Source organism: Aureispira anguillae, assembly GCF_026000115.1.
GTDB classification, from domain to species: Bacteria; Bacteroidota; Bacteroidia; order Chitinophagales; family Saprospiraceae; genus Aureispira; species Aureispira anguillae.
The window spans coordinates 2,455,695-2,477,991 of sequence record NZ_AP026867.1; the positions used below are offsets into that span (position 1 = coordinate 2,455,695).

General features: G+C 36.6%; 15 protein-coding genes. 7 read left to right on the forward strand and 8 right to left on the reverse strand.

Translation table 11 applies throughout. The annotated features are described in order from the left end of the window. Window positions 1-17: 17 nt before the first annotated feature. Genes AsAng_RS09420 through hpt form a run of 3 tightly spaced genes read left to right on the forward strand, consistent with a single transcriptional unit; the run spans window position 18 to window position 2,893 of the window. Window positions 18-1,271 carry a PAS domain-containing sensor histidine kinase gene (locus tag AsAng_RS09420; RefSeq protein WP_264792525.1) on the forward strand — a complete coding sequence of 418 codons (1,254 nt, stop codon included), beginning with the start codon at window positions 18-20 and terminating at the stop codon, window positions 1,269-1,271. Beyond that, the gene (locus AsAng_RS09425; RefSeq protein WP_264792526.1) at window positions 1,268-2,314 is read left to right on the forward strand and encodes a response regulator; all 1,047 of its coding nucleotides are present in this window, start codon (window positions 1,268-1,270) and stop codon (window positions 2,312-2,314) included. The genes AsAng_RS09420 and AsAng_RS09425 overlap by 4 nt, the downstream gene beginning before the upstream one ends. A 45-nt stretch (window positions 2,315-2,359) precedes the next feature. Beyond that, window positions 2,360-2,893: a hypoxanthine phosphoribosyltransferase gene (hpt, locus tag AsAng_RS09430; RefSeq protein ID WP_264792527.1), complete on the forward strand. Its 534-nt coding sequence runs from the start codon at window positions 2,360-2,362 to the stop codon at window positions 2,891-2,893. A 161-nt stretch (window positions 2,894-3,054) separates the two neighbouring features. Here the strand turns inward: hpt and AsAng_RS09435 are convergent, their stop codons facing one another. From AsAng_RS09435 to AsAng_RS09470, 8 genes are all read right to left on the reverse strand, one after another. After that, complete coding sequence (locus tag AsAng_RS09435) at window positions 3,055-4,191, reverse strand: clostripain-related cysteine peptidase (RefSeq protein ID WP_264792528.1); 1,137 nt, start codon at window positions 4,189-4,191, stop codon at window positions 3,055-3,057. A gap of 24 nt (window positions 4,192-4,215) precedes the next feature. Beyond that, window positions 4,216-6,531, reverse strand: a complete 2,316-nt coding sequence (locus AsAng_RS09440) for a hypothetical protein (RefSeq protein WP_264792529.1) — start codon at window positions 6,529-6,531, stop codon at window positions 4,216-4,218. Window positions 6,532-6,683: 152 nt separating this feature from the next. Next, complete coding sequence (locus tag AsAng_RS09445; protein ID WP_264792530.1) at window positions 6,684-7,499, reverse strand: tetratricopeptide repeat protein; 816 nt, start codon at window positions 7,497-7,499, stop codon at window positions 6,684-6,686. Between the two features lie 68 nt (window positions 7,500-7,567). Continuing rightward, the gene (locus AsAng_RS09450) at window positions 7,568-8,455 is read right to left on the reverse strand and encodes an alpha/beta hydrolase (RefSeq protein WP_264792531.1); all 888 of its coding nucleotides are present in this window, start codon (window positions 8,453-8,455) and stop codon (window positions 7,568-7,570) included. Between the two features lie 97 nt (window positions 8,456-8,552). Beyond that, window positions 8,553-9,224, reverse strand: coding sequence for a hypothetical protein (locus AsAng_RS09455; RefSeq protein ID WP_264792532.1), 672 nt, complete (start codon window positions 9,222-9,224; stop codon window positions 8,553-8,555). A 53-nt stretch (window positions 9,225-9,277) separates the two neighbouring features. Further along, the gene (locus AsAng_RS09460) at window positions 9,278-10,456 is read right to left on the reverse strand and encodes a class I SAM-dependent rRNA methyltransferase (RefSeq protein WP_264792533.1); all 1,179 of its coding nucleotides are present in this window, start codon (window positions 10,454-10,456) and stop codon (window positions 9,278-9,280) included. A gap of 93 nt (window positions 10,457-10,549) precedes the next feature. Further along, window positions 10,550-12,118 (reverse strand): FAD-dependent monooxygenase, encoded by a 1,569-nt coding sequence (locus tag AsAng_RS09465; RefSeq protein ID WP_264792534.1) that lies wholly within the window; start codon window positions 12,116-12,118, stop codon window positions 10,550-10,552. A gap of 98 nt (window positions 12,119-12,216) precedes the next feature. After that, the gene (locus tag AsAng_RS09470; protein WP_264792535.1) at window positions 12,217-12,630 is read right to left on the reverse strand and encodes an acyl-CoA thioesterase; all 414 of its coding nucleotides are present in this window, start codon (window positions 12,628-12,630) and stop codon (window positions 12,217-12,219) included. 416 nt (window positions 12,631-13,046) lie between these two features. On the opposite strand from AsAng_RS09470, the gene AsAng_RS09475 reads away from it, so the two are divergent. From AsAng_RS09475 to AsAng_RS09490, 4 genes are all read left to right on the forward strand, one after another. Then, entirely contained in the window at window positions 13,047-13,775 is a 729-nt protein-coding gene (locus AsAng_RS09475; RefSeq protein WP_264792536.1) for an OB-fold-containig protein, read from the forward strand. A 55-nt stretch (window positions 13,776-13,830) separates the two neighbouring features. Beyond that, window positions 13,831-14,505, forward strand: a complete 675-nt coding sequence (locus AsAng_RS09480; RefSeq protein ID WP_264792537.1) for an SPFH domain-containing protein — start codon at window positions 13,831-13,833, stop codon at window positions 14,503-14,505. Between the two features lie 400 nt (window positions 14,506-14,905). Then, window positions 14,906-17,032: a flotillin family protein gene (locus tag AsAng_RS09485; protein ID WP_264792538.1), complete on the forward strand. Its 2,127-nt coding sequence runs from the start codon at window positions 14,906-14,908 to the stop codon at window positions 17,030-17,032. A 276-nt stretch (window positions 17,033-17,308) separates the two neighbouring features. Continuing rightward, window positions 17,309-22,279 carry a DNA repair ATPase gene (locus AsAng_RS09490; protein WP_264792539.1) on the forward strand — a complete coding sequence of 1,657 codons (4,971 nt, stop codon included), beginning with the start codon at window positions 17,309-17,311 and terminating at the stop codon, window positions 22,277-22,279. Window positions 22,280-22,297 lie beyond the last annotated feature (18 nt).

Sequence of the window (22,297 nt, forward strand, 5' to 3'; positions counted from 1 at the left end):
AAAAATTATTAGAAACGATGAAAGATAAAATTTCACTTTTTATCAAAAGTATACAAGATGGTGTTATTGTTATTAATAAAAGAGGTATTATCATAGATTCTAACCCTGCAGTAACTACTATTTTAGGGTATACCTTACAAGAGTTAGTAGGCAACAATGTATCGATGCTCATGGGCAATCCTCACAAAAGTAAACATGATCAATACATCAAAAATCATCAGACAACTGGCGAAAATAAGATTATAGGCATTGGTCGGGAGGTTGTTGCTTTACACAAAGAGGGCAATAAAGTTCCCGTTCGTCTAAATGTCAGTGAGTTGGAATCGGAAGGAGAACAACTTTACGTTGGGATGATTCACGATTTGACCAACCAACGCTCCCTAAAAAGTCATGTTTCTAAAATTAATACAAGTTTGGAGGAGGAAATTCACGCTCGTAACGAGGCTTTGGAAAAAGCAATGGCGAAACTCACTCAAAATAAATTGACCTTAGAACACGAGATTTTAGAACGTAAAATCATACAAGAAAAACTCCTTGCTGCACAAGAAACCATACAAGATGCCTTAAATCGAGAACGAGAGTTGAGTGAATTGAAGACACGTTTTATTTCTACGGCCTCTCATGAATTTCGTACCCCTTTGAGCAGTATTTTATCTTCTGCATCTCTTATAGAGCGTTACACGACTACCGAAACCAATGACAAACGCTTAAAACACGTCAATAGAATCAAGTCCTCTATCCAAAATCTAACACAAATACTAAGTGACTTTTTATCGCTTACCAAACTAGAAGAAGGAAAAACGGAGCAACAAAAGCATATCTTTGATTTAAGTACACTTATTCATAGTATTATTGAAGAAGTTAGCGTTTTTGCTAAAAAAGGACAAAGCTTTGATTATAAGCACACTGGAGAAATTAGCGTTATTTACTCCAATACCCAAAACATAAAAAATATATTGATCAACTTACTTTCTAATGCTATAAAATACTCTGCTTCCGATAGTAAAATTTATATTAGCAGTATAATTGATGATAAAACAATAAAAGTTGCCGTAAAAGATGAAGGAATTGGGATTCCTTTAGAGCAGCAAAAACATTTGTTTTCACGATTTTTTAGAGCCGATAATGCTACTGCTATTCAAGGCACTGGATTGGGGCTTTATATTGTACGCAAATATTTAGAAAATTTAGATGGTGACATTAATTTTGTTAGTGAACTAAACAAAGGAACAACCTTTACCATTAGCATTCCTAAAGAAGACTTTCAATGAAAAAAATCCTAGTAATAGAAGATAATTTAGAAGTTCGAGAAAATACTTGTGAGATACTAGAGCTTTCAGGCTATAAAGTTTTTAGTGCAGAAAATGGCAAAGTAGGCATTCAAGCAGCATTAGATCATATGCCTGATTTGATTATTTGTGATGTTATGATGCCTGTTTTAGATGGCTTTGGAACACTCAAAATTTTGCATAAAAACCCAAAGACAACCCATATTCCATTTATTTTCTTGACGGCAAAAGCAGAAAAAGACGATTTTAGAAGGGGCATGAATTTGGGAGCAGACGATTATATTACCAAGCCTTTTACTGATATAGAGTTATTGGAGGCGATAGAAATTCGCCTTGAAAAATATCAACATGCCGCTCCTTCTTTTACGCAAAATGTATTTTTTAATGTAGAGGAGCATTTTCAAACTATTCTAGTCGATTTTTTAAAAGATAAAGAGCAGCGTTTCTACAATTCTAAAGATATTATATTTAAAGAAAATAGCCACCCTCGTTCGGTTTTTTGGATCAAAAAGGGCAAAGCCCAAACCTTTAAGAGCAATGAGTACGGCAAAGAACTTACCTTGTCTCTTTACGGAGATCATGACTTTATTGGAATTAGTGACGCATTCAGAAACAGCCCTTATCAAGAAACGGCCATTGCTATTGATGAAACGGAAGTTGTTTTGATTCCTAAAGATGAGTTTATGGACTGGATGCGTACGGACAATAGCATTGCTCAACACTTTATCCATTTACTGGCCATTAAAGCAGGAGAAAAAGATAATCATTTGTTGGAGTTAGCTTACAGTTCTGTTCGAAAACGTGTTGCAGAATCTTTGCTTCGCTTATTTAGGCATTACAAAGAAGACGACCATAGCTTATTTAAAATCAACATTCGCCGAGAAGAACTTGCTCATATTGTTGGAACAACCAAAGAAACGGTTACTCGAACCTTATCTGAATTTAAGGATGAGGGCTTGATTGATGTCAAAGGAAGTAACATTACTTTGTTGGACATTGAAGGGCTTGAGGCAACACCTGTTTAATGCGCTACTCAATTATTTTCTAATTATTCTAATCGTCTAACGAACATGATAACTTGCAATAACAAACAATTTGAACTCTTTTTGACTAGTGAAGCCATCCAAAACCGTCTAAAAGAGCTTTGTCAGCAAATTAACCAAGAGTACGCCGATAAAAAGCCCATTTTTTTGGGCATTCTAAATGGAGTATTTAGAGTGGTTGGAGATGCGTTTAATTATATTGATATTGAATGTGAGGTTAGTTTTGTTAAGCTCAAGTCTTATGAAGGTACTCAAAGCAGTGGAAACTTAACAACTATGATTGGTTTAGATACTGATTTAGAAGGTAGGCACATTGTCTTGCTAGAAGACATTGTTGACACTGGAAGAACCTTGCATAAGTTTCTCCCTGAATTAGAAAAAAAGAACCCTGCATCGGTTGCTATTCTTACATTATTGAACAAACCTGATGCGATGGAACATGATATTCCTATGAAATATATTGGGTTTAAAGTTCCCAACAATTTTCTAATTGGTTATGGCTTAGATTATGATGGTTGGGGACGCCAACACAATGATATTTATACCATTGTTGAAGATTAATTGCTCCATCGGCTGCCTTATCAAAAAAATTGACCACAAGATTATTTTAGAATATTCTATAAAGTTAATACTCCGCTAAAAAATTAGCGGAGTATTAATAAAGTATCCACGATTAAATTTAGGAAAATCACGTTATCCCATTGCACTCGTAATCACATCTATTAAACATTGTAATGCATTCGGTAAAAATATTCATCTAAGAACTGCACCCAATTGGGGTATGTTTTGGCAAATTTTAACGCCGTATATTCTGCTCGGTTGTTAAAATACAAAGGAGCGTCTCCAGGAAACCACAAGGATAAACCATTGGCATTTTCTAATTGGAAACCTTTTGTTTTATTGGCAATAATACATTTCTGGGTTTGCTCCATAAACGTTAAGGCTGCTGTTTGAATTTCGGGGATCATAATTTGCTCTGCTATCAATTCCGCAAAATGAATTGCATCAACATAATCTGCCATATCAAAATACTGTATGGTATATCGAATCACAATTAATTGCCCACGAATATCATTGATGTGCTTGATTAGCAACTTACTCAAAGCATCTAACGCATGAAAAGCTCTATCCACTTTTTGGGTATCAATTGCAGATTGAGTTAGGTTTTGAATCCCTGTATTTTTATAGCTTTTTATATAAGAATGAACAATCGATTTAGCCAAAGAATGGGCACACTGAGCCTCTTTAATTTCATGAATGACCTTATTATAAGGCCAGCCATCAGCTGGTTCGGTCTGTTGAGAACCCACAATAATTTCTACCTGATCCTTAAAATGATAGGCAATTTCTAGCATACTCATCAGACAAGCATCAAAACCTAATATTTTGATTTTTTCATCTTTGGCAATTCCTGATTTTCGTATTGCCCACTCGATTTCCGACATGTTCAAGGAGCTGCCAAAGTCATCGTAAGCAATATTTTTTCGCTTTGCCCTAAATCCAGAACCATGACTCCAAATAACCACCACATAATCCTCTGCTCGGTATCGGTTAAATCCCCATTTTAAGAAACTCTTAATTGTTTTGGGGCTGCCTGAGTCTCTTTCTTGTAGCCGCTCAATTACTTTTCGATAGGCCATTCCAGACCAATCAGCCTCTGGTATTTCGTATCGAATGGATCCTGTATGTTCACCATAAGTATCTATCTCTACTCCTATATATATATCCGAACTAGCCCCTTCTTCACACATTTCTATGATGTCTTTCAAACCCGCATTACTAAGGTTATTATCTCCAGCAATGTAAGTTAAAAAACACCACTTTTTAAGAGGAGCGTTATTTTGTTTTTTATTCGTCATTGTTTATTGAGTTTTGTCCTAAGATTAATAACGCCGTTTGTGTCTATACAAATTAAAAATGGGAATATCGACAACAAAACTAAGTCCAAATCTTAACGCATTAAATTCATTGAGGATCACATCATTTTGTTTTATACTGCGTAACAAAGGAGTATATTGCATTCCAATCATCATAGAAACAGGCGCATTTTTAAAACCATGCACATAATATAAACCTGGAGAAAAAATTTGGTCAAATTTTAAGCTATCGGGAAAACCATTGGTTTCACTGTTTCCATTCCAGCGATAACTCAATGCAGCTCCTATGTCAACAATACAAAGGAAAATAGAGTTAGAAGCACCTGTGATTTCTTTCCATTTGTCATTAGGACTCAGATAATAGTTTTCTTTCAACGCTGCACCAGAATCAACGGTCTTTATCCGCCGACTTCCCCAATTAAGGCTAATTCCTATAGGAGCCGTTACGCCATAAGCAAAACCAGATTGGTCGATGGTAGTTGTAGCTTCTGGTGTCCATTCAAAGCCCCCATACAACCCAGGATAAGCATTTAAATCAATAGAAAAAGCCGTATTTCGCTTAATTTTAAACGATCCAACAGGAGCGGCATATTTGCGCAACACTTTTTTCATTTTAGAAGAACTATCTGCCGAAGCAATATCCACAACAAAACTTCCATAAAAAGAAATTTGACTCAAAACTTCTTGAATTTCTTTCACTCGTTTTATATCATTGAGATTAGTACTACCTAGAATTGTCTTTTCCAAGCCTAGGTTGATCAATTGATTGGTTATTTTCAGGCTATGCGCCAATACTTGGGCATAATTTTTATCGTTAATCCCTCTCAAAATGCTCAAGACATCCTTCATTAGCGGTTTCAAAACATCATTATAATCTACCGTTCCCGCTACATTCGGCAATACACTAAAGCCATAATCTACAATTTGAAAAGCGATTTCTGTATAATCTAGATAAGCTGCCAAATGCTCCTTTTTAGTTTTTTTTGTATCCTTTATAATTTTTGCTAGATCAGAATAACTTTTTTGGATATTCTCACAAATCACTAAAAAAGAATTGATTTTCAGCAGGCTTGCCTGTATTTGAGTATCATTAGCAAAAGTAAATAAATTACTAATCAATGGCTTATTTCCTTGATAGATCAAACCTAGAAAATATTTCTTGGTTCTAAAATCCAACTGAATCAAATCTGACGGATGAATCCAAATTTGTGGCAAAGAATCTACCATTGATTCTTTGCATCGAATATTTTTGGACAACACAAAGGCAACTTGAAGCGCATTTTTTATCCTAGCATCTGCATTACTAAGCGTAGGATAAAAGGTATTCAAATAGGTAATCAAATCTGCTGCATTTGTCCCTTCTATAATTTTTTCGGCAGCATGATAAGCCAATCTTGTATATTGAAATTCAGGGGTTGTTTTTAGCGTTCGATAAGGTTCCGTTTGAGCTTGTAAGACAAACGATTCAAAATTTTTGGGCAGTGCAATAATATCAGCACTAAACGCCTCTGTCCAAGCTTTGCCCACCGAAGGTTCCTTAAAATCCATCAGACCTTCCAACAAACCATAAATGGCTGGAAAAAAAGCTTTGGTTTCAGGATATTTTTCTAATTGCTTTTTAAATTTATCAAAAAAGGCAATTGATAGTTCTTTTTGTGTTCGTTCTACCAAAAACTGGGCGGTTGCATCAATCAACATAGATGTAAAGTTAGCCCCTGAAACATTGCTAAATGCACCAAAAACATCACCAATATCAATTCCTGCTACCGATCCGTTTTCTATTCCCTTATTAGCAGCCTCATTCACCTCTTTGTACAAGGGATATAACCCTGCCCTCTTGGAGGTAGAAACACATTGAAAAAGTTCTAAATAAGTAACCCAATCCTCTTCATAAACGGCCTTTAGAAGATTGGGGTAGTTTTTGCAAATGCCCGTATTGCCTGCTATCGTGGCATCTACATCTATTAGAATTTCTTTGGTAAGAAAGTCTATTTTTTTCTGCTGATTAAAAGCAACTGCCTTTTTTATTGTTTCATAATGATCGATTTGGTACAGCAAACGTTTGTTGTCAATATTGGGATCAAAAGGAGTTGCCAAAAAGGTTAACAGTTCGCTAAAATTGTTTAAAAGTATTAGATCTACTTTTTTGTCAATTAGCCCAAAAGATCGATACGATTGAATTAAATTCTTGGGAGTCGCCTGCGTCCAAGTTGTGATTTCAGCAGCAGAAATGTTGCTTACTGTTTTGGCATTGTAATAAGCATTTTGGGCAGATAAAGAAAGGGAGAAAAAGAAAAAAAAGAGGGCTATTAGTAATTTCATTGGTTGCTTTTAAGGGTTAGAATAATTATATTCATTATTATAAATATAATAGATAAAACCCAAGCGATCAAAAGAAATAATTCTTTTTTTTCACTCATTCACAAGCTCTTGTAAGTTTTGGTCGTCTTTTTTAGTAATACTCCGTTAATTTTTTAGAAAAAATTCATCAAAAGGTCTCTCCAACGCCCCGCCTCTTTGGGATTTTCGGCAGCAGCAGCCAAGGCATTGCAAGCCGTCTGAACATTGGATCGAACCATTTCTTTTGGGGTTCCCAACACAATCGTTTTCATATAAGCCTCCGTTGCCTTTTGGTAATTTTTAGTTTCAAAATAAAGATTTCCCAGTTTTAGAAAAGCCTGTTTTTTGCTTTCAGGATAACGCTTCATCATATCTTCTAAGAGTTCTTCTGCTCGTTGTTTATCTCCCTCAGACAAAGCCAATTCCAATTGCTGTTGGCAATCTTCTAAACTACTATTTGGGGTTGAAAAAGAAGCATTAAAAGCATTAATAATGCGATCCACCTCTGCGCTATTTTGCCATTTTATCAATTGTATATAAGCTCCCTTTTTAAATGCAATAGAAACCATAGGAGGTTGTATTTTTAATGGAATTTGCCTTTTTTCAAAAAAATCAAATCCAACTCTTAACCCCTTTAATAACAATTGAAAATCGTCCACTTGCTTAGAAAAAAAATCTACCTCTACCAAATTTAGCTCTTCTAAAGCTATTTTAAGGTTCTGAATCGTCAAATCTGCCTCCTCACTTCTTTCTAAAACTGGCAAATGTTCAAACAATACATCTACCATTTCAACAGCATCAAAAATTGCATTGTAGGTCGCATCAGAAAATATTAAATCTGAAAAATGGAGCTGTCGAAAGGCTTTGCATAACAAATCCATCGCTTGTTCAAAATTGTGGCTAGAATAGGCAGCAATAGCTTGATGTGTCAGCTCTATATGCTTTTGCATAGTTGATTGGTAAAGTCAAAAAATTAGCTTATTGAATATCATTCACGTTAGTACAAATAGGACTAATATTAGATCTCTCCCGTAATAAAATCAACCATCAATTGTGCATAGACTTCAAATCCCATGACAACAGGCACGGTACTATGCCCTCCACCTGGAATTCTACGCACCACTTTGTGGCTGCCTTTATAATTTTGAGCCACTAAAGCCCCATGATGGATTCCCACATAGTCATCGGCTTCTCCATGTAACCAAAGAAAAGGTTGTTGCACCTTTTTGATTTCTTCGGCATTATCTACTTCTAAATTCGTATAGAAAGAGCCAGGCAGAGTTAATTTTGCAATATCTTGCGTCATAAAGTCAAAAGACGCAAAAGGCGCTTCTAAAATAAGTTTACTAGGCACAAGCGTTCTAGGATTAGCGGTCAATTCGGTAGCAGGAGCTCCGCCCAAACTAAAGCCCTTCATAACTAAACGATCCCCTGTTAACCCTTTTCCTTTCAACCATTCCATACAAGCATCCACATCATAATACATTCCTGCTTCTGTTGGCTCACCTGTTGACATTCCATAACCTCTATAATCCATAAAAAATACACCAAAGCGGTTTTTGCCTCCTGCATTGGCCAGCAATTTAGCCCGTTGCCAGTAATAATCTAAATTGCCAGCATTGCCGTGGCAATACAAAATAACCGTATCTTGGCTAATTTGGTTGGTGTCGCCAATATAGGCTGCATAAATGGTTTCTCGATCGCTTTCAGGACCAGATTCCAACGTCATTAAGTGAACTAAGCTTTCGGAAATTGCATACGAACTATCCAATACAAATCGTTGTTCTCCTTCAAAAGCATCAAATTGATAGGCAGTCGTAACAGTAGGCTCATACAAAAAACTATCGAGTCTACAACTAGACAAAATGGTCGCCATTGCCAATAAAAATAAACCTATTTTTTTCATACTTCTTAAGTTTTATCGTTCTTTGAGCCCTCTAACTATTACATCACTTTGTGGTTCTTGCAGCAGTTTATCCTTTGACCACCTTGTTCATGACTGTTTAAAACTTCCTATAAATAGAAACATAAACACCCCAAGAACCTCTCCCGTCAATCCCATTAAAATGTAAAGGAGTTCCCATATTACTAATGGTTGGCGCAATATATTTTCCTTCAATGGTATAACGCATTTTTTTATTCTCAAAGGTATGTCCCAAAGAAAAGCTAGGATAATACAAATTGGTATTTACCTGCCCATGCGCTCGTTCCCAAAGATCAAACCAAGATCCCCAGTTGAAATAAAAATAGTGCTGATGTTTTGGTAGGTATTCCCAATATAGATTTACATCTAAAACAGGATACATTCGAAAATTTCCCTTAAAAACATCTACCATCATTTGGCTGCTAGCACCTATACTCAAACCTGGGATATATCCCTTTTGAGGATGCAAAACTTCACCCACAACTCCCATATCCCATTGAATGGTTCCAAAAATAGCAGAAGTGATGTGAGCAGCACCAAAAACGGTTACATTAGAATCAATCCCATAACCAAAGGTAAGCGAAGAAAAAGGAACAGGAATTTTAGCCGTTGAAAAATCAATAATAGGCCCTCCCAAATCTACCCCAACCGCCAATTCTTTTTTTGCCAATGGCTTAACAATTCGAGTCGTATTGCAAGCAGACATTGTCCATAAATAAGCGACCAATAATATAGGTATATAGTATTTCATCTTCTTCATCGTTTTCTTTTTGATTTTGTTACTGAACCTATGTTTCCCTTACGCTACTCTACATACAAGACCAAACCTTTTAAATAATTTCCCTCAGGATGAAAGATATTTACAGGATGGTCCGCAGGTTGGGTTAAGCGGTGCAAGACTCTTACTTTTCGTTTGGCTTCAATTGCAGCAGCAGTTATTGTATTGTAGAACAACTGATTATCGACCACTTGCGAGCAAGAAAAAGTAAATAATACCCCTCCCTTTTTCACCAATTTTAAACCCTCTATATTTAGGCGCTTATATGCTTGAACTGCTTTGTGGCGTTTAGAAACTGTTTTTGCATAAGCGGGCGGGTCCAACACCATCACATCATAAGGCGTATCTTGGTCTTTTAGGAACTGTAAAACATCTGCTTTGTAGCTCTGATGGTTTGCGCCATCAAAACCATTGAGTAAAACGTTCTTATCCACCAATTCAATGGCTTTGGCAGATGCATCTACCGAATGAACTTCTGCGGCTCCTGCTTGCAAGGCATAAACAGAAAAACCACCAGAATAACAAAAGGCATTCAAGAGTCGTTTTCCTTTCGAAAATTTTCTCAACAAGTTTCGATTATCCCGTTGATCCAAAAAGAAGCCTGTTTTTTGACCTGTCTGCCAATTAACTTCAAATTTGCAACCGTTTTCTAAGATAACATCAGCCACTTTTTCGGTTCCCCACAAGCAACCATTTTCCATCGTTTGGGCATAATGTTTGGGCAAGGAGTTTTTACTTTTGTCATAAATTGCGGTTATCCTTGTTCCAAAAACTCGCTGCAAACCTTCACAAATGAGCATCCGTGATTGATGCATCCCAATTGTATGAGCCTGCAATACAATGGTATTGTTATAAACGTCAATAATCAAACCTGGCAAACCGTCTCCCTCTCCATGTACTAACCTAAAAGCGGTCAACTCCAAATCAACTAAGCCCAATTTTTGGCGCATATCAAATGCTCCTTGAAGTTTTTGATACCAAAAATCAGCATTGGGATTTACCTGTTCAAACGAAAAAATTTTGACGGCAATACTTCCTTCGTGATAATGCCCCATGGCCAAAAAATCTCCTTGATGGCTATAAACTTCAGCTATACCTCCATCTTCAATTTTTCCTTCTTTCCTAGCAATTGCCCCTGAAAAAATCCATGGATGAAAACGGCGGACAAACGTATCTTTTTTATTTTTTAAGTGTATTTTTATCATTGTGTATAAGCGTAGTAATTTGCTGATTCCGCATTTTGCATCGTATTATAATATGCAAAAAATAGCCGAAAAGCTAAATAAATTAGCAAGAATTTAAACGTTTGTAGAAATTCTCAACGTTTTTTTAAGTTTTTTTATACTATTATTTAATGTTTCTGGATTTGAACAAAAGTCATAAACAATTCGATCTGGGCGAATCAGGACAAATTTTGCCTTGTGTTCTTTCATCCATTTTTGAATTTTTCCTTCTTTGTCGTATAAATTTTGTGCATAGCGATTGTCCTGCACAAATTTCTTTTTGGCGGTTGTTAATTGTATAAACTGAGTTCCTAATAACGCTAGATATTCCAATTGATTTGGACGCAGTGCATCAACAGGATTCGAGGAGATTGCCAATAAAACAAATTGGGTTCCCAAAGCCTTATTAAAAGAAATAACTTCTCCCTTTTGTGTTGCTACCTTAGGTGAAACGATTACTCGACCAGCACCCTTTGTTTTTGTTGCGATTATCCCTGATTTGATGTGGCTACTGCTGTCTAGTTTTCGTTTTAGAAACCATTTGGGTATAACAGGAATAAAGCCTTTAATCCATCTTAACTTACTAGATTGGAAAAGTCGTTTGATCCACAAGTTTAGCTTAATCAAATGCTGCACATCTGGCAAGCGCTCTTTTTGATAGGTATCTAATACTTTTAAGGCTAAGGTTCCCTGACGAATCAGGTTGATTTTCCACGTTAAATTATAGACATCCTTAATTCCTGCGGATAATCCCATTCCCAAATACGGCGGCATAATATGTGCGGCATCTCCAGCAATCAACACTCGATTATACCGCCAGTTCTCTAAAATTTTAGAATCAAAGTTATAAACAAAGGCCGAAACGACCTCTAAATCCAATGTACTCAACTCTGCCAATAAGTTTCGCACTTTTTCTGGCGTTTGTTTGGCTTGAATCGTCTCCGCTTCTATTTGAAATTCCCAACGTTGGCGCTGCTGATCTTTTGTGATTCGAGTAACGGGAAATTCGGCATCGTAGATGGTCTGTGCATACGATTGGCTGTTGGCTGTTTTTTGCCTATTTATTGTATCGACACAAAGTACTGAAGAGTGATAATTAAAATCATTAATATCAATATCCAAAAAATCTGCAATACGACTGTATTGACCATTACAAACCAGCATAAAAGAGGTTTGGAGCACTGTAAAATTCTGTTTGCCTGTTGTTGCAATATAGACATCTATCTTATCGTCATCTACTTCTTCAAAAGTTTCTACCTCGCAGCCCGAATAAACACGAATACCGCTGTGTTTTTGGGTTGCTTGTTGTAGTATATGTTGAAGATCGGGTTGATAAAATCCCATGACAGGTGCAAACTGACTGTGCCGATTTTGATTAAGCTCCAACAAAACACGATCTTGTTTATCAACAATTTGTGTCCCCTTCAAAGGATATAAGACCTCCTTTAGCTCATCCATTAGCCCTAACTGTTCAAAAATTAGCATCACCTCATCGTCAATTCTTGCTGATTTAGCCAACAGGAGATCATCCAGTTCTTTCTTTTCAACAACGGCAACAGACATTCCTAAATTTGCCAACAACAAAGCAGCTACATTTCCCAACACGCCATACCCTACAATCAGAACATCATATTCCGTTTCCATTCTATTTTTTAAATTAATACTCCGTTAATTTTTACCTGTATCATTACTTCGTTAGAAACTACGTAACAGCAGCGTAGTATTACTGCATACAGCTTCTTCTAAAAGGTTTTCTCTTCAATTTTTTCAATCGCAGCCCTCCATTCGTTGGGCACACGCACACTATGCCCTTTTTTGACATCAATTAAGACAATTGTACATTCTGCAATAGCAGCCAAACCAACCTTGGGGCTAATCATTTCGCAGGACATCTTAAGGCTAGCATGCCCCAAACTAGTAACCCCTACCTTCATGGTTAGTGTATCAGGATAAACAACAGGTTTTTTGTAACTACAGGAAATATTAGCTAACACAGGAATTTCGTTTCCATGAAAACCTGCCAATTCAGGAATCGCATCAAAATATTTTACCCTAGCCGATTCAAAATACTTTAAGTATACCGTATTATTAACATGCCCAAAAGCATCCATATCCCCCCAAGCTACGGGTTGTTCTACATTTATTTTTAAATCCATTCGATCAATTTAACAACATTATTCTATATCTAATTAGCTACTATACAGACCCTTTTGCTGGCTCAAAAACCTAGTAAATTTACCTAACAACATCATTACTGCAAAGAAGCAATGAAACTACCATGCAGTAGCAACGCAGTTAAATTTTCAGAGTACTGCAATAAGTAATAGAACAAAATTAACAAAGAGTTTTACTTTTTTGAGAAATAATTTATTTTTCGGAAACTAAATTTTATTATTTGGTGTAGTATATATAAATAATAGTTTTACTTCTAACCTTAATAGCTAAACTATTAAACCAGTAAAATAAATTTTACCTTTTTATCTTCCTTTCTTAACTTTAACAGTATATTTACTATAGATAGGAGGATAACGCTTATCCCAAAACATTTACTACAATCCCAAAACATGAACCAATGGGCGAACTAATCACTGCTGCATTTTCTACCTCAAATCTCTTTTTGACCTTTTTATTAGGTCTTGTAACGCTATACTGGCTAAGCGTTATTATTGGTGCTATTGGCATGGATTCTTTTGATATAGACTTGGACTTAGACGCTGATATTGATGTAGACGTAGACATTGATGTGGATGCCGATATTGATGTCGATGCAGACGTAGATGCTGATGTGGACGCCGATGCCGATGCCAATACAGCTGTAGGGCAAGTTGGGAGTGGTCTAATGATTGGAGCTTTGCGCTTTTTAAATTTTGGACGAGTGCCATTTATGGTACTTTTATCGACCATTGTTTTGTCCATGTGGTCTATATCCATCTATTGCAACCACGATGCGAGTTGGATCAACCCAGGCAACTCTACTTCAATGGCTGCGCTTTTATTTTTGCCCAATTTGATTGCCAGTCTATTGCTGTCCAAGATTTTTACGGCTCCTTTGGTTCCTGTTTTTGCCAAACTCAATACTGCTGAAAAAGCTTTGGTTATTGATGGTAAGGTTGGAACCCTAATGACCAGCATCAAAGAAGAAGAAGTAGGTCAATTAAAAATTGACATTAATGGGTCTATTGTTTCTCTTAGTGTAAAATCTAATGATGGAAAAAAAATTCAGAAGGGGGATCGAGTGGTTGTCGTTGAAAAACTAGAGAATGGAAAGGCTTATATTGTGCAAAAAATTGAGCATCATTAGTCACTGTGTTTAGCTCTTTTTCTTTATTTTTCTCATAGCCCTAAAATGTTCTAATATGCTCCCCACTATCCTTATGGTTCTTGGCATAGGATTCTTTATTATACTCATTGGCTTTTTTCTATTGATAGCTCGTGTTCACAAAAAAGTACCACAGGGCAAAGCCTTAATACGTACTGGTTTTGGAGGCGCAAAGGTTGCCTTAGATTCGGGCATCTTTGTCATTCCTATTCTACACAAGGTAGAGGAAATAGATATTTCGCTCCAAACAATCGTCGTTGAGGAAGAAATCATCACCAAAGAAGAGGAACGTATAAGCATGAGGGTAGTTTTTTATCTTCGTATCAATAAAGATCGTAATTATACGGTAGAAGTAGCCCAAACAGTAGGTTGCGCTCGTGCCTCTAGCCCTGAAACCTTGCATGAATTATTCTACCCAAAATGCCTAGAAGCCATTAAAACAGTTGCTACTGGATTTACAATCAAAGAATTGCGCAAAGAACGAGAAGCCTTCAAAAAAGGAATTTTACAAACTATAGGAGTCGATCTAAACGGTTATATTTTGGATGACTGTGCCATTGAACAAATTCGCAGGATTCCCAATCCTAATTTAGAGCAGGCAGTCTTTGTGCTAATAGATCATAAAGCGCCTTTGAAAAAAGGTGAAAAAGTCCTTGTTGTAGATCAAATAAATGATGGAAAATCTTATATTGTACGGCGAATCATAGAATAGACATCTACCAAAATAGCTTTTTCCTGTTTCTGATTTTTATTAAAAAGATCTATCCGTTCATAGACTTAAAATTTATAGAAATTTGATCCATGAAAAATCAATACTTACTTTATCCACTATTCTGGAACTTTTTGGCTTAACAAAGCATTATATAATTATAGCTTTACTACTATAAAAAATAGTATTACTCTTAAATATAGATACCCTAAATTAATGAACACGAACAACACTACTAACTTAGCTTATTTGTGGATACGTATGCCTTGCTCTTTTATTCTACAATACGATCCTCCTGACCCTTAGTGGTCAGAATCCACCACATAAAAACAAATTATAAAACAAGTATATTTCGCTTCTATAGCGCAATTATATTTCCTTCTCAAACTCAAAATTAATACAAATGCTACCTACAATTCTTATGGTCCTTGGTATAGGACTCTTAGTTATACTTATCGGCTTCTTTTTATTGGTAGCCCGTGCCCATAGAAAAGTACCTCAAGGTAAGGCATTAATTCGTACTGGATTTGGTGGTGCGAAAGTAGCCTTAGATTCGGGTATGTTTGTCATCCCTATTCTACACAAAGTAGAAGAAATGGACATCTCATTAAAAACAATAGAAGTACATCGTGCAGGTTCTGAAGGTTTGATCTGTAAAGACAATATGCGTGCTGACATCAAAGTGGTATTTTTTGTTCGTGTTAACAAAGATAAAGATCATGTTGTTGAAGTAGCACAAACCATTGGTTGTCTCCGTGCCTCTGAGCAAGCTACCCTTAATAGTCTATTTGACGCTAAGTTTTCAGAAGCTTTAAAAACAGTTGGTAAAGGATTTGACTTTGTTGACCTTTATACCGAACGTGAAGAATTCAAAAAAGGAATCCTCCAAACCATTGGCACTGACTTAAATGGTTATATCTTGGACGACTGTGCCATTGATTATTTAGAACAAACCTCTCTTGCTGATCTAGATCAAAAAAATATTTTAGATGCTCAAGGTATCAAAAAGATTGAAGAGCTTACTTCTAAAGAGCAAGAAAGCACCAACCAAATTCGTCGTAAACGTGAGCAAGTTATCAAAGAACAAGACGTTGAAGCTAAAAAGAACATCCTCCGCTTGGAAAAACAACAAATCGAGGAAGAGCAAAAGCAAAAACGTGAAATTGCTGAACTAACTACCGAGCAAGAAAATGCAGCGAAACAAGTTGTAATTAGCAAAAACTTGGAAACGGAGCTTATCCAGAAACAATCTGAACAAAAATTAGGTGAAGCTGAAGAGGATAAACAACGTCAGATTATTTTGGCTAGATTGAACAAAGAAGAGTTAGAGAAAGTTCAACAGCAATTGGTTCAAACCGAAGAACAAAAAGCAATCGAAAACCGTGAAAAAGTGGTTGGTATTGCAAAAATTGAAAAGGAGAAAATCTTAGAAGAAAACAAACGTGACATCCAAGTTATCATCAAGGAAAGAAAAGCGGAAGAAAAGAAAACAGTAGAAGAAGATCAAAAAATTGAAGATGTCAAACAGATTGCTGCTGCTGAAAGATCTAGAAAAGTAGCTGAAATTGAAGCTTCTAAAGAGGCTGAAATGCAAAAAATCCTCCAAACTCGCAAAGCAGAAGCGGATAAATTATCAGCAGAAGTAAAAGCTCAACAGGTTGTTATTGAGGCGGATGCTAAAAAAGCAGCTTCTCAAAAAGAAGCGGAGGCTCGTAAGATTAGTGCGGAGGCATTGGCTGCGGAGGAAGCAACAGTTGGTTTGGCAGAAGCTGATGTAATGAAAGCAAAAGCGGAAGCAAAAGAAATGGAAGGTACCACTGAGGCTAATATCCTACAGAAAAAAGCGGAAGCAGAGTCTAAGGCTATTCAACTAAAAGCAGAAGCAGAGCGTGTAAAAGGGCTTGCTGAGGCGGAAGTTGTCAAAGAGAAAGGTAATATTGATGCTACCGTAACCGAACAAAAAGGACTAGCAGAAGCAAAAGTAATTGAGCAAAAATTAAGCTCTGAAGCAAAAGGTATTGAAGCGAAAGCAAATGCCATGAAGTTGTTGGATGGTGTTGGCAAGGATCACGAAGAATTCAAACTCAAATTGGCGCAACAAAAAGACATCAAATTGGCAGAAATTCAAGCTCAATTGGGTATTGCTGAGTCTCAAGCTCGTGTATTGGCGGCTGCCTTGCAACAAGCTAAAATCGACATCGTGGGTGGTGAGACTAAATTCTTTGATAGCATCATTAATGCAATTAACAAAGGTAAGTCTATTGATCGAATGATTGGCAATAGTGATAATTTACAAGCCATTAAAGGTGCTTTGTTAGGGAATGGTGATGATAATTTAATTGCTAGAATTGGTAGTTTTGTAGATCACTATGGTATCAGTTCTGAATCGGTCAAAAACTTAACGTTATCCGCTTTGCTGTCTAAAATTTATGCAAAGGCTACAGGTGACGACAAAGATGTTGTTATGAGCCTAATTGAGACGGTTAGCCGTCTTGGCATGGGTGGCGAAGATGCTGGAAAACTGCTATAAAATTTTCGATGGAGTTGCACTTAATTTTATGCAGCTCCATCATTCTTTAACTTTCTCCATTTATGGCTGATGATTTTATAAAAAGCTAGAAAAATTATTCCTATTCATCTCTAAATTAATCAAGGAAATTGGTGATCATATTGCCAATCCAAGAATAGTGGTATAAGCATTACTAAAAAAGCTGTTCAAGCTATTTTTAGGCGTTTTATTCGCTCCATCACCTCCCATAAACCTAAATAAAATTTCTAGCAATACCCTAAATAAATAATTTCAACAATGGCTGACGATAATAAAAATATAGAAGAAACAGTAGCGCAAGAAGATAGTACACAGTTAGAAAGTGGTACTTATGAGATCATTAAAAGTCGCCTCAATAAAAGTGGCGATAATCTCCGCCAACGATTAGAACAACTCAATGCAGAACGCAAAAAGGTGTTCGGCTCCATAGAAATGCAGCTGATCAGCAATCAACGCATTGAAACGCATCACGAATGTATTGCTAGAGATATTTTTGCTTTGGGCAATGTTTGTATCTTTGGGTACAACATTCGTATGGGACTCAAAAATATTGAATTACAAGATGTTTTTAGTATTTATGAATTTAAGGACGATCATAGCTTCAAGGCGATTGATTTAGACTTTTTAACCGTAGGCAATGAGAAATTTGTCTCGGATTTTAAAAGTTTATACCGCTATTCCAAAGAGGTTTACTTTCTTAAATTTGCCAAGGATAAAAACGATCCCTTCTTTTATATGATTTTTAAAGATGGGAATAGCGAAAAGACCTTCAAATGGGAAATTAGAGACAAAAAACTGTTTTACGACTCTACACCTGGTGATAAAAAATACAAATACCCCAATCAGTTTGAATTTAAGTGGGAATCGGTACGCCTAGAAATGTATCGTCAAGGAGAACATCCTCATATTTCTATTTTGGATAAAGTTTTTGTAGAGACAGTTGGTGGGGATTTGACCATCAAAATTGAGGACAATACAGATACGGGCAAAGGAATTTATGCAGAAGATGTTAAACATGCCAACCAGAAAATTAGTGATGCAACCGTTAGTTATGCAGACTTGGATAACCTTATTGCCATTCGAATCAAGCCTTATCAAGAGGACTTTAGATATTTCATCTATAATGTAAAATTACAGACCGTACAACGGGTTGATGCGCTTGAAAATTCAGGGGTTTTGTTGCCTGGCAAGCAAGGTTTGGTTTTTTCCAATGGGTTTTATCTACAAACAGGTGATTTTAAAATGTTTGATAAAACTTCGGGTACAGGAAATTTATTTGAACATCGAATTCAATCCCCCAACGGAGAAGATCACCTTTATGTATTTCACAACCCCAATGATGGTTCTTATATATTATTGTCTTACAATGTAATTGAGCAAACGGTTAATACGCCGATTGTTTGCCATGGGTATACTTTATTCCCAAATGGCGAGCTATGTTACTTTAGAAGTGAAGAGGCCAAAACATCGCACCATTTGATTCAAATATGGCAAACGCCTTATATCAAAGGAAAAATCATTCCTTCGGATCACATGGATTCTTTTCTTTATAAAATTAGCAACAAAGACATTGTTCGTGCTATGGCTGAGTGTCAAGAATTGTTAAGCCTCTTGGGCAAAGATGATACTTATAATGATTTGTACTATGATCTGAATAAACGAGCTAATGTTCTCTTAGATTCTTATTATTGGATTGCAAGCGAAGAAGCCTTTAACTTGGGTGCTCCCCTAACCGATATTCGTACTTCTGCCAATACAGCCATTGATGAATTTGAAAAGGTTCAAAGCATCAAAAAGAGTACGAGGGAAGCCATCCGTGAAACACAAAAGAATGCGGTTGCTTTATTTAAGGAAATCAATTCAACCTCTTATCTAAAAATTGATCAATTTGTCCAGCACTTAGCCGATCTTCGGGGAATTCGTGGAGAAGTTATTTCGCTTAGAGAATTGCGTTATACGGATATTCCGCTTATTGAGGAGTTAGAAAGTCAAGCCGCTGAAATCAACAGTACCTTATCTAATAATTGTGTAGAATTCTTGCTCAAAGAAGATGCCTTACAACCTTATTTGGATCGAGTCTCGGAGGCGCAAGGTGAAATTGAGCAGGTTGAAACGGCTAGGCAGGGCAAACAGTTGGAGGAACGCATTGATGCCATTGGTAAGGAATTAGAATTATTGATTGAAATTGTTTCGAATTTAAAAATCGAGGATGCTACTCAAACTACTCGAATAATCGACAACATTACTGCTATTTTTGCTACGCTAAATCAAGCAAAAGCTGGCATCAAACGCCGTTTGCGTGACTTAACAGGAGCAGAAGCTGTCGCTGAATTTGCAGCACAGTCAAAATTACTAGATCAAGGTTTAATCAATTATCTGGATATTGCTGATACGGTCACCAAGTGTGATGAGTATTATACCAAAATGATGATACAGATTGAGGAACTGGAGAGTAAGTTTGCGGAATTCGATGAGTTTATCATTAAAATAGCGGATAAACGTGAAGAAATTAATAGTGCTTTTGAATCTCGTCGTTTGTCTATTATTGAATCCATCAATAAACGTACTTCTGCCCTACAGAGTGCTGCGGAGAGAAACTTAAAAGGAATTCAAAATCGTGCTAAAAACTTTAAGGAGGTATCAGAGATCAATGGCTTTTTTGCTTCTGACCTAATGATTGAAAAGGTTCGGGACACCATCCAAAAGTTAATTGATCTGGACGACACCAATAAGGCGGATGATATTCAAACCAAATTAAAGACGATTAAGGAGGATGCTATTCGCCAATTGAGGGACAAAAAAGATCTTTTTTCTGGCGATGGAAATTCCATCAAGTTTGGTAAACATTTCTTTTCGGTTAACAAGCAAAAACTGGGCTTGTCAATGACCCTAAAAGATAGCCAGATGTATTATCACCTCACAGGAACTGGTTTCTATGAGGAAGTAACCGATCCCGATTTTTTGACCACCAAAACGGTTTGGGAACAAGGGATCGTTTCTGAAAACAATGAGGTTTATAGAGCAGAATACCTAGCCTATATCGCCTTTAAAAAATTACAGACTGAAAACCTTGATTTGCTTTCGGAGGAAGTGCTGCCGTACGTTCAACAATTGATTAACCAACGTGCCACTAAAGAAGAGGGATACAGCAAGGGAATTCACGATCTGGATGCCGCCAAAATGTTGGAATCTTTGCTTTATTTATCCAAGCATATTGATTTATTAGTTTTTGATGCGGATGCGAGGGCAATGGCTAATTTATATTGGAGTAAATTTATAACGGAGGAAAATAAATCTACGTTTGACAAACAACTAAAAAGTGCAGGAATTATCCTTGAGGTCTTCCCTAGAACGCATGAGTTTGATTTTTTGCTTCAAAACTTAGAAGAAGAATTGACTGGGTTTGCTCATGAGACTAAATTATTTGAGCCTTATTTGGCTCCAATGGCTGCCCGTTACTTATTCAAAGAAATCTCACGTCACAATCATTTTATAATAAGTGGGGATGCCCACGATCTGCAAGTTGCTTTTCAGCAATTTTTAGAGCAGAAAAGTGCAATGAAGCATTTTTCTACAGCGCTTCAATCCTTGGAAAATAACTTGATTGAACAATACCAATTAACCAAAAAATGGTTGAATGCTTTTGTAGAACAAAGTGACAATGCCAATTATGCCAATTATGTCAATGAAACGGTTACCTTAACTCTTACCAACAATCATTTAGAAAGTCATGTGGTTAATGTCAAAACACAGCAAGAGTTAACGGGTTTGCATGGCGCTCACAATGTTGTCGGAAAAGGTGGGGTTTATCTATTGGATTATAATGAGTTTATGCAAAAACTAGATCATTATACACGTGAAATTGTTACGCAATATGAGAAATTTGTTGCCATGAAACGCCAATTGGCCAACCAATTTAAGGAAGACTTGCGCTTGGGTGAATTCCAACCTAGGGTGCTCAGTTCTTTTGTTCGTAACAAATTAATTGATCAATTGTACTTGCCTATTTTTGGAGATAACTTAGCCAAGCAAATTGGTACTGTTGGTGATACTACTCGTACCGATAGAATGGGGATGTTGCTTTTGATTTCGCCTCCTGGTTATGGAAAAACGACCTTAATGGAATATGTCGCCGATCGTCTGGGCTTGATCTTTATGAAAATTAATGGTCCTGCCATTGGGCATCATGTTATTTCCTTAGATCCGAGCGAAGCTACCAATGCAGCGGCCTCCAAAGAATTGGAAAAATTAAACTTGGCGCTAGAAATGGGAGACAATATCATGATTTATTTAGATGATATTCAGCATTGTAATCCTGAGTTCTTACAGAAGTTTATTTCCTTAACAGATGGTCAACGAAAAATTGAAGGGATTTACAAAGGTGTCACCAAAACTTATGACTTGCGAGGAAAACGAGTTTGTGTTGTTATGGCTGGTAACCCTTATACCGAGAGTGGGGATAAATTCCAAGTTCCTGATATGTTAGCCAATCGTTCTGATATTTATAATCTAGGAGATATTATTGGAGATACCAAAGATATTTTTGAATTGAGTTACATCGAAAATTCATTAACTTCCAATTCTATTCTTCAAAAAATGGCGACCAAAAGTTCTAAAGATATTTATGGAGTGGTCAAATTTGCACAAACGGGAAGTAGAGAGGGCATTGATTTTGAAGGCAACCATACCAACCAAGAACTTAACGAGTATGTGGAGGTCATCAAACGAATGTTAACGGTTCGGGATGCAATTTTGAAGGTGAACTTAGAGTACATTCGCTCGGCTGCTATGGAGGATTCTCATCGCACAGAGCCTTCCTTCAAGCTCCAAGGTTCTTATCGTAATATGAACAAATTGGCTGAAAAAATTACGCCGATTACCAACGATGAGGAATTAAAAACACTAATTATTTCGCATTATGAAGGAGAGTCTCAAACCTTGACCTCTGGTGCGGAATCGAATATGCTGAAATTTAAGGAGATGATTGGTGCTTTAACCGAAGAAGAAAGTAATCGCTGGGAGGAAATCAAAAGAGCCTTTAACAAAGATCGAATGTTACAAGGGAGCAAGGACGACCCAATGGTTCAAGTTGTGGCACAACTGTCTCAATTCTCAGATCACCTCAAAGATATTCACCATTCCATTCAAGAAGGTGTTGAGAAGGGCGTTAATATGACCAACTCTAAGCCTGCTAAAAAATCGGGTGGTATTAGTTTCCGAAAATCGTAATGTTTACCATTATGGCTA

Excerpts from the sequence above, each read along its gene's own strand:
- AsAng_RS09425 (WP_264792526.1), top strand. The coding sequence starts at position 1,268 with ATGAAAAAAATCCTAGTAATAGAAGATAATTTAGAAGTTCGAGAAAAT.
- hpt (WP_264792527.1), top strand. The coding sequence starts at position 2,360 with ATGATAACTTGCAATAACAAACAATTTGAACTCTTTTTGACTAGTGAA.
- AsAng_RS09435 (WP_264792528.1), bottom strand. The coding sequence starts at position 4,191 with ATGACGAATAAAAAACAAAATAACGCTCCTCTTAAAAAGTGGTGTTTT.
- AsAng_RS09485 (WP_264792538.1), top strand. The coding sequence starts at position 14,906 with ATGCTACCTACAATTCTTATGGTCCTTGGTATAGGACTCTTAGTTATA.
- AsAng_RS09490 (WP_264792539.1), top strand. The coding sequence starts at position 17,309 with ATGGCTGACGATAATAAAAATATAGAAGAAACAGTAGCGCAAGAAGAT.
- AsAng_RS09420 (WP_264792525.1), top strand. The coding sequence starts at position 18 with ATGAAAGATAAAATTTCACTTTTTATCAAAAGTATACAAGATGGTGTT.
- AsAng_RS09465 (WP_264792534.1), bottom strand. The coding sequence starts at position 12,118 with ATGGAAACGGAATATGATGTTCTGATTGTAGGGTATGGCGTGTTGGGA.
- AsAng_RS09440 (WP_264792529.1), bottom strand. The coding sequence starts at position 6,531 with ATGAAATTACTAATAGCCCTCTTTTTTTTCTTTTTCTCCCTTTCTTTA.
- AsAng_RS09470 (WP_264792535.1), bottom strand. The coding sequence starts at position 12,630 with ATGGATTTAAAAATAAATGTAGAACAACCCGTAGCTTGGGGGGATATG.
- AsAng_RS09480 (WP_264792537.1), top strand. The coding sequence starts at position 13,831 with ATGCTCCCCACTATCCTTATGGTTCTTGGCATAGGATTCTTTATTATA.
- AsAng_RS09455 (WP_264792532.1), bottom strand. The coding sequence starts at position 9,224 with ATGAAATACTATATACCTATATTATTGGTCGCTTATTTATGGACAATG.
- AsAng_RS09475 (WP_264792536.1), top strand. The coding sequence starts at position 13,047 with ATGGGCGAACTAATCACTGCTGCATTTTCTACCTCAAATCTCTTTTTG.
- AsAng_RS09460 (WP_264792533.1), bottom strand. The coding sequence starts at position 10,456 with ATGATAAAAATACACTTAAAAAATAAAAAAGATACGTTTGTCCGCCGT.
- AsAng_RS09445 (WP_264792530.1), bottom strand. The coding sequence starts at position 7,499 with ATGCAAAAGCATATAGAGCTGACACATCAAGCTATTGCTGCCTATTCT.
- AsAng_RS09450 (WP_264792531.1), bottom strand. The coding sequence starts at position 8,455 with ATGAAAAAAATAGGTTTATTTTTATTGGCAATGGCGACCATTTTGTCT.